At 67.2% G+C, this 13,448-nt stretch carries 11 protein-coding genes; 7 read left to right on the top strand and 4 right to left on the bottom strand.

Annotation, left to right across the window (positions count from 1 at the left end):
• Positions 1-80 precede the first annotated feature (80 nt).
• Together ACIHCL_RS12395 and ACIHCL_RS12390 are read right to left on the bottom strand one after the other, a co-directional pair.
• Positions 81-1,469: an MFS transporter gene (locus ACIHCL_RS12395; RefSeq protein WP_399860335.1), complete on the bottom strand. Its 1,389-nt coding sequence runs from the start codon at positions 1,467-1,469 to the stop codon at positions 81-83.
• Between the two features lie 156 nt (positions 1,470-1,625).
• On the bottom strand, positions 1,626-3,128 hold the full coding sequence (locus ACIHCL_RS12390; protein ID WP_399860332.1) for a flavin-containing monooxygenase: 1,503 nt from the start codon (positions 3,126-3,128) through the stop codon (positions 1,626-1,628).
• A gap of 294 nt (positions 3,129-3,422) precedes the next feature.
• Here ACIHCL_RS12390 and ACIHCL_RS12385 point away from each other — a divergent pair, with 294 nt between their 5' ends.
• Genes ACIHCL_RS12385 through ACIHCL_RS12375 form a run of 3 tightly spaced genes read left to right on the top strand, consistent with a single transcriptional unit; the run spans position 3,423 to position 6,690 of the window.
• Entirely contained in the window at positions 3,423-4,871 is a 1,449-nt protein-coding gene (locus tag ACIHCL_RS12385; RefSeq protein ID WP_399860330.1) for a flavin-containing monooxygenase, read from the top strand.
• Complete coding sequence (locus ACIHCL_RS12380; protein WP_399860327.1) at positions 4,868-5,740, top strand: SDR family NAD(P)-dependent oxidoreductase; 873 nt, start codon at positions 4,868-4,870, stop codon at positions 5,738-5,740. Before ACIHCL_RS12385 ends, ACIHCL_RS12380 begins: the two co-directional genes overlap by 4 nt.
• Positions 5,737-6,690 carry an alpha/beta hydrolase fold domain-containing protein gene (locus tag ACIHCL_RS12375; protein WP_399860325.1) on the top strand — a complete coding sequence of 318 codons (954 nt, stop codon included), beginning with the start codon at positions 5,737-5,739 and terminating at the stop codon, positions 6,688-6,690. The genes ACIHCL_RS12380 and ACIHCL_RS12375 overlap by 4 nt, the downstream gene beginning before the upstream one ends.
• Positions 6,691-7,134: 444 nt before the next feature.
• Here ACIHCL_RS12375 and ACIHCL_RS12370 read toward each other — a convergent pair whose 3' ends face one another.
• On the bottom strand, positions 7,135-7,611 hold the full coding sequence (locus tag ACIHCL_RS12370) for an SRPBCC family protein (protein WP_399860322.1): 477 nt from the start codon (positions 7,609-7,611) through the stop codon (positions 7,135-7,137).
• A gap of 10 nt (positions 7,612-7,621) precedes the next feature.
• A complete protein-coding gene (locus ACIHCL_RS12365; RefSeq protein WP_399860320.1) occupies positions 7,622-8,626 on the bottom strand; it encodes a bifunctional lysylphosphatidylglycerol flippase/synthetase MprF in 1,005 nt (334 codons plus the stop codon).
• Positions 8,627-8,815: 189 nt separating this feature from the next.
• On the opposite strand from ACIHCL_RS12365, the gene ACIHCL_RS12360 reads away from it, so the two are divergent.
• Genes ACIHCL_RS12360 through ACIHCL_RS12345 form a run of 4 tightly spaced genes read left to right on the top strand, consistent with a single transcriptional unit; the run spans position 8,816 to position 13,434 of the window.
• Positions 8,816-10,483, top strand: coding sequence for an aldehyde dehydrogenase family protein (locus ACIHCL_RS12360; protein ID WP_399860318.1), 1,668 nt, complete (start codon positions 8,816-8,818; stop codon positions 10,481-10,483).
• Positions 10,467-11,603: an acyl-CoA dehydrogenase family protein gene (locus tag ACIHCL_RS12355; RefSeq protein WP_399860315.1), complete on the top strand. Its 1,137-nt coding sequence runs from the start codon at positions 10,467-10,469 to the stop codon at positions 11,601-11,603. Before ACIHCL_RS12360 ends, ACIHCL_RS12355 begins: the two co-directional genes overlap by 17 nt.
• Positions 11,604-11,645: 42 nt before the next feature.
• Positions 11,646-12,923, top strand: a complete 1,278-nt coding sequence (locus tag ACIHCL_RS12350) for an aspartate aminotransferase family protein (protein WP_399860563.1) — start codon at positions 11,646-11,648, stop codon at positions 12,921-12,923.
• Positions 12,916-13,434 (top strand): type II toxin-antitoxin system RatA family toxin, encoded by a 519-nt coding sequence (locus ACIHCL_RS12345; RefSeq protein ID WP_399860312.1) that lies wholly within the window; start codon positions 12,916-12,918, stop codon positions 13,432-13,434. Before ACIHCL_RS12350 ends, ACIHCL_RS12345 begins: the two co-directional genes overlap by 8 nt.
• The last annotated feature ends 14 nt before the right edge of the window (positions 13,435-13,448 follow it).

Below are 13,448 nucleotides of genomic sequence, written 5' to 3'. Positions count from 1 at the left end.
ATCAGGGGGGCGCGGAAGACGGGAGAGGCCGACGTCGTCCGGGGCGAACACCCCGGACGACGTCGGCCTCTCCCGTGCCGTTACCGCTTCGCCGGCGCCGCCTTCGGCAGGAGGAACACCAACAGGGCTGCGACCGCGGCGATGGCGAAGGTGGTCAGCGAGGTCAACGCGAAGGCATGACCCGCCGCCCACACCGGGCCGTCCGAGTCCGCACCCGTATCGAAGGAGTGGAAGAACACCGCTCCGACCACCGCCACACCCAACGCTCCGCCGACCTGCTGTGCGGTGGACAGGGAGCCCGAGGCCATGCCCGCGGTCTGCGGATCGATCCGCGCCAGGACCGTGTTGAGCAACGGAGTGATCAGCAATCCGCCGCCCACGCTCTGCAGCATCAGCGTCGGGATGACGAGAAGAGGCGTGAGGCGGGGCCCGGACAGCAGCACCACGGCAGTCGTCAGATAACCGGCCGCGAGCACGATCGCTCCCACCTCCAGCACACGCCGGCCGTACTTCGGCACGAGACGTCCGGCGATCAGGCTGCAGACGAAGAAGGTGACGGCGGCCGGCGTGTAGACGAGCCCGGCGCCAAGAGCCGACATGCCGAGTCCGTCCTGCATGGAGATGGACAGGGACAGGTAGTACGAGGTCAGGAGCGCGTACACGGCCAGGACCAGGACGATGCCGAGCGAGAACGAGCGCTGCGAGAAGAGCGAGAGCTTGATCAGGGGCTCGCCACCGCGCCGATCGACCCTTCGCTCCACCACGCAGAAGAGGACGAACGCGGCCAGGCTGCCCGCGAAGCACACCCAGGTCCACCACGGCCAGCCCGCCTCACGCCCCTGGATGAGCGGATAGGTGAGCAGCAGCAGGGCCGCGGTGAGGATTACCACCCCGGGGAGGTCGAGCTTGCGGGTCTGTTCGGCCCGCGACTCCGGCACGCTCTTCAGAGCCACCAGCATCATGGCAACGCCGATGGGGACGTTCACCCAGAACACCGAGCGCCAGCCGGTGCCGAAGAGGTCGGCACCGATCAGGAGACCGCCGACCAGTTGGCCGCTGACCGTCGCCATGCCGATCACGACCCCGAGCACGCCGAAGACGCGATGCCGGTTCTCCTGAGACACCGTCAATGTGATGACCGCGAAGACCTGCGGCACCATCAGGGCGGCACCGAGACCCTGGACGATGCGGGCGCCGATGAGCATGAGCGGACCGGCCGCCAGGGCGCAGACGATGGACGAGAGCGTGAAGACCGCCGCGCCGAGGAGGAAGACGCGCTTTCGCCCGTACAGATCCGCGAGCCGACCACCGGTGATCATGAATACCGCGTAGCTCAGCTGGTAGCCGGCAAGGACCCATTGGAGCTCGCTCGCGGTCGCCGAGAGGTCGGCCTGGATGGCCGGTCCCGCCACCACGACGATGAACGAATCCAGGATCGCCATGAACATACCGACCATGACGGTCGACACCGAAGTCCATGGGACCGCGGCCTCATGAGGGGACGGCGCTTTGGGCGCCGCCTTCAGGGTGTGGCCGGCTCTCGACACGTGAGGCATCCCCTTCATGGCAGGACGGACGGGCTCGGCAATTCTGAGCCCAACATCAGAATACGCACGTGCGTATGCTTACTTCAATCGTTTCCCGCCGTTCGTCAACCGGAACGCCTGCGGATCCGGCCGACGGGTGGCGCGCCAGTAGGAGGTACCGGTCCCCGGCCACGACTGACGGTTGACCCCCTTGTTGTCGAGGAACCAACTGTGGCAGCCGCCGGAGTTCCATACCGACCGCGACAGCTTGGCGTGCAGCCGGGCGTTGAAGCGGTGCTGCACCTCGGACCGGATCTCCATACGCGTGGCCCTCCGGGAGCGCATCAGCTTCAAGCACTCGATGATGTAGTGGAGTTGGGCCTCGATGACGAAGAGGATCGACTGGGCGCCACCGCCGGAGTTCGGCCCCATCAGCATGAAGAGGTTGGGGAACCCGGCGACCGTGGTGCCCAGATGGGCTGTCATCCCGTCACGCCATGCCTGCTGAATGGTCAATCCACCGCGGCCGACGATGCGTTCGGTCGCACAGCGGTTGTCCGTGGCGAAGCCCGTCGCCAGGATCACCACATCCGCCTCATGCAACTCACCGTCCTTCGTCCTGATCCCCGACTCGGTGAACTCGTCGATGCCGGATGTGGTCAGGGAGACGTCGGGGCGCTGCAGGGCAGGAAAGTAGTCGTTGGTGAGCAGGATGCGCTTGCAGCCGATGCGGTAGGTGGGTGTGAGCTTGGCCCGGAGCCCGGGGTCCGGCACCTGCTTGGCCAAGGTGCGCTTCGCCGCCAGTTCGAGGACACCGAGGAACTTGGGGTTGAGGAAGGCGAGCACAGGGAGTTCGTGCGTCCAGTACGCCGTGAGCCGGTAGAGCCGCTGGATGAACGGGAACGACGCGAAGAGGCGCCGCTCGGTCTGCTTGAGCGGCCGGTCGGCCTTCGGCAGCACCCAGTGGGCATTGCGCTGGAAGACGTCGACGTGCCGGGCGATGCCCGCGATCTCGGGAATGAACTGCACCGCGCTCGAACCGGTCCCGATGACGGCGACTCTCTTGCCCTTCAGGTCGACCGAGCCGTCCCAGTTCGCCGAGTGGAACATCTCGCCCTTGAACCGCCCCATGCCGGGCAGGTCCGGGATGTTCGGCTGATGGAGCGCCCCATGGGCCAGCACCACTACCCGCGGGCGGAACTCCTGGCCGGCGCTTGTCGTCACGCGCCAGCGGTCCGCCGCCTCGTCGAACTCGTACGACGTCGCCTCCGTGCCGAACCGGATGTGCTGCTCCAGGTCGCGTTCCTTGACCACGTGCTTGATGTAGTCGAGGATCTCCGGCTGCTCCGCGTACATGCGGCTCCAGTTCCGATTCGGAGCGAAGGAGTACGAGTACATGACACTCGCCACATCGCAGGCGCATCCAGGGTAGGTGTTCTCCCGCCACGTTCCCCCGACGCCGTCGGCCTTCTCCAGGACGACGAAGTCACGATGCCCGGCGTCGAGCAGTTTCATGGCCATGCCCAGGCCGGCGAATCCGGTGCCCACGATCAGCACGTCAGGCGTCTCGACGGTGCCGTCCATCTCCTGAGAAAGGGCCATCGGGCATCTCCTCGTCTGGTCGCTCGCTGCGGGAACATGGGAGGCGCGCGCGAGCTGAAACCGCTGCACGGCCGTCACAGGGAACCCAGCATCCGGGCACCCCCTGAAACTGTTCTGTCCCTGCCCGCGGCGCCGCTTCAGAGGAATGTCAGATCACTGCACCACCATCACTCTCCGAGTACGTCCGACGGACGCAACGGGAGAGCCCTCTTGAGTGTCAAACACATGCCGCGTGGGGCCGCGCGAACGGGAACGGCGCCTTCCGCCGCCCGGCGGCAGGGACCGGCCCGCCTCGTGCACACCCTCGTGGTCGGCGCAGGTCTCGCCGGTCTCGCCGTCGCCGTCCGCCTCCGCCGCGAGGGCTGGGACGACTTCCTGGTCCTGGAACGCGGGCACGGCACCGGTGGGACGTGGCGGGACAACACCTACCCCGGAGCAGCATGCGACGTTCCGTCACATCTCTACTCGTACTCCTTCGCGCTCAACCCGCACTGGAGCCGCTCGTTCTCGCCCCAGCCCGAGATCCAGGACTACATCGAGAAGGTCGCACGGCGTCACCGCGTACGGGATCACCAGATCTTCGACTGCGAGGTACAAAGCGCACGTTGGGACAGCGAGGAGCAGCACTGGAACATCGGGACGTCCCAGGGGGACTTCATCGCCACCGTGCTGGTGGGCGCGTTCGGAGCCCTGTGCGAGCCCGCGCTGCCCGACATCCCCGGCATCGATGCCTTCGCAGGAGAGGTGCTCCACTCGGCTCGCTGGAACCATGACATCGATCTGGCCGGAAAGCGGGTTGCGGTCGTCGGCACGGGCGCCTCTGCCATCCAGATCGTGCCGGCCATCGCACCGCAGGTGGCCGAGCTGCGGGTGTACCAGCGCACGGCTCCATGGATCATGCCCCGGCTGGATCGCCGCTATTCGACGGCCGAACGCCTTGCATGCGCATACGTGCCCTTCTACCAGCGCACCCTGCGAGCCGGCATCTACTGGGCCCATGAGGCGCAGGCCGTCGCGCTGGCGAACAAGCCCGCTCTGCTGAGGCCCGTCGAGCTGTTGGCCCGTGCCAAGCTCCGTCGCGAGGTACGGGATCCAGAGGTCCGTCGTCGCCTGCGCCCCGACTACGGGCTCGGCTGCAAACGCATCTTGCTGTCGAACACCTACTACCCCACGTTCAATCTGGACCACGTCCGCCTGGTGACCGACGGCATCGCGGAGATACGCGAGAAGTCGATCGTCACGAAGGACGGCACGGAACATGCCACCGATGTCATCGTCTTCGCCACCGGTTTCCATGTCACCGACTCCCCCATGTATGAGCGGATCTCCGGCGAGGGCGGGCGCAGCCTCGGCGAGGTGTTCGCCACCGTCGGGCGCCGTTGCTACAAAGGCACGGCCATCGCGGGATTCCCCAACATGTTCCTGCTGGTGGGTCCGAACACCGGACTCGGCCACAACTCGATGATCTTCATGATCGAGGCGCAGGTGAACTACCTCCTGGGCGCCCTCACCTCCATGCGGCGCCAGAAGCTGCGCAGGATCGAGGTCCGGGCGTCGGCACAGGAAGCCTTCTATCAGGACCTCCAGAAGAAGCTCGCGCGCAGTGTGTGGAACACCGGCGGCTGCGTCAGCTGGTATCTCGACCGGCACGGCGCCAACACCACGATGTGGCCTGGGTTCTCATACGCCTTCCGCCGCATCACCCGCACATTCGACATCGAGGCCTACACCATCTCGAGATGAGGACGCGCATGGCGAAGAAGCCGCTGGACAGCTTCAAGGACAAGGTCGTTGTCATCACAGGGGCCGGATCCGGGATCGGCCGTGCACTCGCCGTACGCCTGACCGAGCTCGGGGCGCATCTTGCTCTGTCCGACATCGATGCGAAGAGCGTCGAGGAGACGGCCAACATCTGCTCGAACCACGGCCGGGACATCTGGGCCACGCGACTCGATGTCACGGAGCGGGAAGCAGTCACCGAGTACGCGCATGATGTACGCGCGTACTTCAGCACGGTCCATCAGGTATACAACAACGCGGGCGTCGCCTACTACGGCGAGGTGGAGCAGCAGTCGTTCAAGGACGTCGAGCGCGTCCTGGACATCAACTTCTGGGGCACCGTCTACATGACGAAGTCGCTCCTCCCTTACCTCATCGCCTCCCACGACGGGCATGTCGTCAACATCTCCAGCCTCTTCGGCCTGATCACATATCCCGGTCAGAGCGCCTACTGCGCCTCGAAGTTCGCGGTCCGAGGCTTCACCGAATCTCTGCGCCAGGAGATGCTGCTCGCCCGGTATCCGGTACGCGTCACGGCGGTCCACCCCGGCGGCATCAAGACCTCGGTAGCCCGCAACGCCGGCGCCGCGCCCGGGCTGGACCCGGCGTCCATCGCACGGGCCTTCGACAAGCGCCTCGCCCTGCACACCCCCGAGATGGCGGCGGAGACCATCGTCCGAGGAGTGCAGGCGCGTCGGGCGCGGGTCCTCATCGGCGCGGAGGCCAGGGCGCTCGACGTGTTGGGAAGGATTGCGCCCGCGAGTTCGCAGCGCTTCGGGGCCATCATGTCCCGGCTTCTCAGAATCGCACCTCGTCCGGGGGCGCGCCGGTGAACATTCCGCTGCCCGTGGCGCGGGCCCTGCTGCATCCGTTCTTCCGCGGCACCTTTCACCCTCGTGTTCCCTGGGCGGTGCAGCGCGTGCTGTTGAACGCGACCGCTCTCGCCCAGCCGCTGCCTCGTGGCACGGTGGTCAAGGAGGTGCGCCTCGGCAAGCGTCGCGCCGAACGGGTGACGTCCGGGACCGTCACCGCTCCCGGGACCGTTCTGTATCTGCACGGTGGTGGATTCACCGTGGGCTCTCCCGCGACGCACCGCTCCCTCGCGGCCCATCTCGCCCAGGCGACGGAGCGCCCCGTCCATGTGCTCGACTACCGCCTGGCCCCCGAGCACCCGTGCCCAGCGGCTCTGGAGGACACACTGGAAGCAATAGAGGCGCTCACGGAATCAGAGGGGGACGCGGCGTCCTCTCTCGTGCTCGCCGGGGACTCCGCGGGCGGCGGCATCGCCCTCGCTGCGGCGCAGCATCTCGCGGCCGGCGGCGCCGACCGGTCCGAAGGAGACAGAGGCGGCTCGCACCCCGCACCGGCGGCGTTGGTGCTCATCTCGCCCTGGGCCGATCCGGGCGACACCGCCGAGCGGAGTCGGGATCTCGTCGTCAGCCGTGCCTGGGGACTCGCCTGTGCCACCGCCTACCTCGGCGACGGCGATCCGTCGGACCCCCGCTATGCCCCTGCCGGAGCGGGGTTCACCGGGCTTCCTCCCACTTATCTCCACACCAACAGGAGGGAGTTGCTCTATCCCCAGTGTCTTCGCCTGGCCGCCTCGCTGCGCGGGGCCGGTGTGGAGACGAACCTTGTGGTGAGCGATGTGCTGTGGCATGCCGCGCAGGCCCAGGCCGGGCTGGTCTCGAAGGCCGCCGCCTCGGTCGGGGACATCGGGGTATTCCTGACGGGACGGTGGGCGCAGCAGCCGGCCGGCCCGGCGGCTGCGCACGGAGCCTGAGCCTGCGGCCGCGGCATCGGCGAGAGCTCCCGGCGGAGGGACGGTCGGCGGGCCCGAACCCTCCTGCCGGGAGCTCGCGTCTGCGTGTTCAGCGGTGGTTCCGGACGGCCGTCGCGTCATCCGTGGTGGTCGGCGGGCGGCGGCGGATACAGCGCGTCGCACGGCACAGGGACGCCGCCCGCCTACCGGACGCAGACGGGCGTTCCGGCCGCGCGGCAAGGTGCCCCGGCCGCCGGCGGGCGCCCACCGGGGGCGGCGGGGACGGTCCTCATGGAATCACGCCCAGTTGAGCAGCCCATTCATCCGCAAGGCGGTCCGCCAGTCCGGCGATGCTGTCGAGCCGCGCATCCCGGCTCCATGGACGGGTCTTTCCAGCCGGCTTGTCATCCTCGACGGCGCCGACTGCCTCCCCGGCCTCGCGAGGCCGCTGCACAGGCCCCCCGCTCATTCCGAGCCCCCCAGATCGGGTGTCCGCCCGGCATAGCGGGCGGACACCTTTTCGGATATGTTCGCCGCCGTATTCCTGGCCGCGGCGGAGATGAACGGCTCCAGCGTCTTCTCCAGCGCCCGTCCAGCCATTCCACCGGGCAGCGAGAATCCGATACGGATCTCCACTTCGCTGCGGTTTCCGGAAACCTCCCGGAAGAGGAAACTCGTGGTCGATCGCATACCCGAGATGGATTCGTAGGAGACCCGTACGTTCTCCTCCCAGTGCACGTTCTTGATGGTCGACCTCTGGCTGGACGGACCGAGTCTGATAGTCGACTCGAAGACCGCCCCCAGGCCGTGATCGAGTTCCCCGACGGGGCGGTAGCTCGTCATACCGTGCCAGTACTCGAGAACGTTTCGATAGTCATCCAGGTAGGAGAACGCGAAGTCGAGCGGGGCATCACATGTTGCGGTGAAGCAGACCTCTGACATTTGTTTCCCTTCAGATGATGTTGGTCGCCTTCGCCACACTCCACAGCGATCGGAACGACATGCCGCCGTCGAAGGCGAAATACTCGGGCAGTACAGCGTCCGGGTACCACTTGGACTTGTATTCCAACTGGCTCTTCGCCGGATAGACGCGGTCCCCGTGATCGGCGACGAACCGGACCATCCGGGCTGCTGTGCGGCTCGCGGCCGGCAGCTCGTATTTGCTGTCGAGGCTGGTGAACGGCGTGAAGCCGAAGTGCAGCCAGGGGATCTCCAACGCCCTCATGTCCTCGATCGCCCGCGCGTTGATGGCCTCCATCACCCCTGGTGGCGAATCGGGAAGACGTCTGCTCAGATCGTGCAGCCACCCCGGACGGGAACCGTAGACGGGCACATACGACACATAGGCGATCGCCGTTCCCTCGATCTTCCCGACGTACAGCTTGCGCAGGGCCTGCCACTCGCCCCCCATCTCGCCGATCAGGAAGGAGAGCTCCTTGGTGTGCTTTCCCTTGTCCCGGAGCCATCGCTCGTTGATGGAGTTGATCTCATCGGCGCACTTGTCCGGATCCACCTCGCTGATCTCGAGTCCCGATCTCACGGCCCGGGATATCTTGTTGCGAAGCCGCACGAAACGCTTTCCCCGGAGCGTAAAGTCCGCGAGCCGCACGGCATAGGAGGCACCCACCTGGTTCACAGTGAGTCCGAGAGCAGCGAGCAACTCGGCATCTGCACGCTGGAGTTGGGCGCCGATCACCTTGCAACCGTGCTCATGGGCATGAGCGAGGAACCTGGACTCCAGTTCCTCCCTGCACGCCGGGTCCGCGAATGGCCCACCGAGCTGAATCCAGCGACGCCCCTGGACCTGATAGCAGACAAATCCGTCCAAGTCATCGCAGCTGAAGTACTTGTTGCCGCGGTTGAGGGCGAGGAAGGCGCTGGGATTGTCCGCATGGCGTTCCAGGGCCGCGACAATCGAAGCGCGGGGTTCCGGCCGGAGCGAGTCGGGCATCTGCATGCTCTGTCCTCACGTACGGAAATCGGTCTGCGAGAAGCTACCAGCCCTTCTCTGACGCGCAGCCCAAATCGACGCCATCTCAATGTCAGCCCCGTTTCAGAGTCGCCTTCGATACTCATTCTCGCAACGCTGACAGCGGCGTACACGTCATGACGTCGCCCTTGCCGACATCTACCTTGCGGGGTCACTTTGGCACCAAGTGTCGAGGCTCACTCAATCCCTTCACTCAGTAGTTATGTACGCGGGAAGAACGTCGAGAGCGGCCGGTGGGTCTACGTCCTGTCGGCCCACGCCGTACTCGACGACTCGTTCGCGAGTCTCACGCTCAAGCGGCGGCTCGAGGCCGGCCAGGTCGACCCTGCAGAGGTTCCGGAGGGCGTCATAGCCGGCCGGGTGGCGCTCGCGGACGCAGCGATCGTCGAGGACGCGTTGAGCGCGGCGGCCGAAGCGGCAAAGATCTGGCGTGCGACGCCGCTGTCCATCCGGTTCGACGGCTGGATGGAGCTGCTGCGTACCGCAATCGAGAACCACGAGGACGAACTCGTGGGCCTGCTCACTCTGGAAGGGCATCCGCTGGAGCTCGCCAGGTGGGAGATCTCCGGGATGCGCGAACTGACGAGGCCGGAGTCGGCGCGGTACCTGCGCACCCAGCTGCATCAGGAGTTCTCCGTCGGCAATCGCCGCAACATCGTGCGGCGGCAGGCGGACGGGGTCGTCTGCATCACACCACCCGCCAATGCGCCCCTGGTCAGCGCGTTGCTGGGGACCATGAGCATCCCGGGCGGCAATGCGGTCGTTGTCCGCGCGCCGCGCACGGCTCCCTACGGGATCACGTACGCGCTGAGGAACATCATCGCGCCCCTCCTCGATCAGCTCGGGGCACCGCCAGGAGTGCTCAACGTGGTGTGCGGGAACCCCGCCCCGATGCTGGACGCATGGCTCGGGAGCCCTCTTGTCGACGACATCATGTTCTTCGGCGATGTGCCGGCCGGGCTGAAGCTGGAGCGGCGCTGCGTGGAGGCGGGCAAGAAGCCGATCCTCGAACTCGCGGGCAACGACTCCGTGCTGGTGTGGAAGGACGCCGATCTCGACGGCGCCGCCGACGCGCTCGTCGAGAGCTTCTACGGCTCGGGCCAGCTGTGCATGGTCCCCAACCAGGCCGTCGTGCACCCCGATGTCGCGGACGACCTGATCGAGCGGGTCGTCGAGCGTGCGCGGCGGCTCCGGCCCGGGTATCCGGACCAGGAGGGGGTGCTGCTCTCGCCGGTGCTCCGACACGACAAGTTCCACGACTTCCTCGACGACGCCGTGGTCAAGGGCGCGGCTGTGGTCTTCGGCGGTCACGGCATGCAACTCGACGGGACCGTCGACGACAGTGCCGGGTTCTTCCTGCAGCCGACCGTGCTGCGCGTGGACGGCCTCGAGAACGCACGCGAGGTGAAGGCGGTCAAGGACGAGACCTTCTTCCCCCTGCTGCCGGTCGTGGTGCCCGGGGCCGCCGACGACGAGGCGCTTCTCGACGCATACGTCGAGTTCGTGAATTCGAACCGGTACGGGCTGCGGAACTCCCTGTGGGCACGCGACGAGAAGGTCGTCGAGCGGTACATCGCTGACACGGCCACCGGTGGCCTGCTCAAGGTCAACGACTCCCACATCGCGTTCACCGCTCCGCTGCCGTCCCACGGCGGCACCGGACTGACCGGTGGAGTCTTCGGCGAGGCCAACTACCCGGTACTGCGCACGACCCATCTCCAGGGAGTCTCCGTCGTCGCGGACCCCGTCGCCCGTTCGGCCGCCGCCCCGGAGACGAGCGCCCTTCCCGAGAACGAGGAGGACTGCGTTGCGATCGCTCGATGAGGCCCGTGCGGTCTGTGAGCACCATCTGCCCGGCCTGCTTTCGAAGCTGGCCGAATCGTCCTTGTCCGACCTGGAGAAGCCCGGCAATCGCGGCATGGAGCTGTTCCGCACCGCCGGCGGCCCCGCCCTCGTCATTCCCAAAACCTATGCTGGAAGGGGCGCGAACGCCCTGGAGGCCGTGCAGGTGACCCGCGCGATCGGTGCGGCGGCGCCGTCGCTGGCCGTGGCGACGACCATGCACCACTTCTCGGTCGCGACCATCTTCACACTTGCCGAGAGCCTGCGCTCCAGCGGCGTCGAGTGGGCGCTCCTCGAAGGAATCGCCACGCAGAACCTGCTCGTCTCCTCCGGATTCGCCGAGGGCAACCCGGGCCAGGGCATCCTCTCCCCCACCGTCAGCGGTGTCCGCGCGGACGGCGGCATCGTCGTCAATGGCGCCAAACGCCCCTGCAGCATGTCCCGTTCGATGGATCTGCTGTCGGCGAGCATCGCGGTGCCCCGCGAGGACGGGAGCCGCGACACCGTCCTGATGCTGCTGCCTGCCGAGACCCCGGGAGTCTCCGTCCATCCGTTCTGGAAGAGCGATGTCCTCGCGGGCGCGGAAAGTGACGAGGTGCGGCTCACGGACGTGTTCGTCGACGAACGTCTGCTGGTGCCGACGGAGCTCGGCGAGCACGGTGAGATCGACGAACTGCAGACGATCGGACTCATGTGGTTCGAGATGCTGATCACCTCCTGCTACCTGGGCATGGCCAGCGCCCTGGTGGAGAAGGCATTCGCGGGCAAGCGGATCGGCCCTGCCGTCGTCGCGGATCTCGGCATCAGAATCGAGACGGCGACTCAGCTGCTCGAGGGGATCGCCAGGCAGCTCATGGCCGACGAGGACGACAACGCCGCACTGGCCCGCACCCTGGTCGCCCGGTACGCCGCTCAAGAAGCCATCGTCGACTCCGCGCGCCGGGCGGTGGAGGCGCTGGGGGGCATGGCCTACATCGGGTCGACGGACGTGGCCTACCTCGCCGCAGCCTGTCACTGCGTCAACTTCCATCCCCCGTCACGGTCTTCGACCGAAGCCGCGCTGGCGGACAGCTTCCGCGGTGACGTGCTGCGCTTCGAGTGAGACCCGAGTGATCCGACAGAAAGGTGAGACGTGGGCTCAGCCATGCACAACGACGAGACGTTCGACGACGCCCGGGTTTCCGCGGCGTACCGGCGGACCATGAGTTCCGGGCGGGCCCGCCTGGCCGAGGTTCTCGGCGGTCAGGTGGAGGTGGAGTCGTCAGGAGCGTGGGTCACCACCAGTGACGGCCGCACGTACTTCAACGCCGGCGGCTACGGCGTGTTCATCACCGGCGCCCGGCACGCCACCGTGGTCCGCGAGGTCGAGCGGCAGTTGCACCGCCATCCGATCGGCACCCGGATCTTCCTCGACCCGGCCGCAGCACGCGCCGGCGAGCTCCTGACATCCGTGACCCCACCGGGTCTCGATCGCATCCACTTCTCGGGTTCGGGCACCGAGGCGGTGGAGGCCGCCATCAAGCTGGCCCGGCTCGGCGGCCGTCGGCGGCTCGTGTCGATGGCCGGCGGTTACCACGGGAAGACGCTGGGGGCCCTGTCCGTCACGGCGAAGGCCACCTTCCAGGAGCCCTTCCGGCCCCTGCTCCCGGATGTCGCGCATGTACCGTTCGGCGACACCGCGGCGCTGACCGCCTACCTGGCACGGTACCCGGGCGAGGTCTGTGTCATCGTCGAACCGGTGCAGGGCGAGGGCGGAGTGGTGATTCCCCGGCCCGGATATCTCGGCGAGGTGCGAGCCGCGTGCTCGCAGTACGGCGCCCTGCTCGTCGTCGACGAGATCCAGACGGGACTCGGCCGACTGGGCACCTGGTGGGGAGTCGACGCCGAGGGCGTACGACCGGACATCCTGCTGTCGGGCAAGGCGCTGGGCGGTGCCGTGATGCCGGTCGCCGCGACGATCGCGACGCCCGAGGTGTTCGCGGTGCTCGATCGTGATCCCGTCCTGCACACCTCGACGTTCTCCGCGGCGCCCATCGCCATGGCCGCGGTGTGCGGTGCCATCCGGGCGATCCGCGAGGACGGTCTGGTGGAGCGGGCGGCTTCCCTGGGCAGCCGGATCACGGCGGACCTCGCGCGAATCACGAGCGCCCATCTGGCACACCACCGCCATGAGGTACGCGGCGCGGGTTTGCTCATCGGTGTCGAATTCGCCGATCCGTCCATGGCCGCGGACCTGTTCATCTCGCTCATCGGCAACGACGTCGTGGCGAACCTCTCCCTCAACTCGGACAACGTGGTGCGGTTCACGCCGCCCGCCACGATGACGGACTCCGACGTCGACTTCTTCATCGAGCGGTTCGACCGGGCGGCCCGGCAGGTCGCCGAACGCAATCCCGAATACGAGGTACTGACACATGCGTAGCCTGCAACTGACCCTGCGCTCCACGGGCGTCGATGCCGACAGCGCGTACCAGCGCATCACCGAGTTCGAGCGATACTCCGAGTTCGTGGACGAGGTGCGTTCCGTCGTCGTGCACCCAGGTGGCGGGGACGGACCGCTGGCCAGCGACTGGGACATCTTCTTCCGGAACGGCCCGTTGCGCTGGTCCGAGATCGACTACTTCCAGCGGGACGCGCGGCGGATCGTCTTCGAGCAGACCGACGGGGACTTCCAGCTGTTCCGCGGTTCATGGGTGGTCGAGCCCACCGCCGACGGCTGCGAGGTGACCTTCGAGGTGACCTTCGACTTCGGGATTCCGAGTCTGGCGGGCGTTCTGGAGCCGATCGCGTCCAAGGTGCTCAAGGAGGCCATCGCCACCATCGTGGGCAGCCTCCTCGGCAACGTCACGGTCGTCGACGATCCGTCCATCGCCGCCGTGATCGACGCGCGGTTCGCAGGGGCCGGCGTATCGCGTCCCGCACCGGTCGCATAACCGGGAGGACTGCG

It is taken from the genome of Streptomyces sp. NPDC052042 (assembly GCF_044548345.1).
Taxonomy (GTDB): Bacteria; Actinomycetota; Actinomycetes; order Streptomycetales; family Streptomycetaceae; genus Streptomyces.
This window is presented reverse-complemented; position numbering and strand designations above follow the sequence as displayed.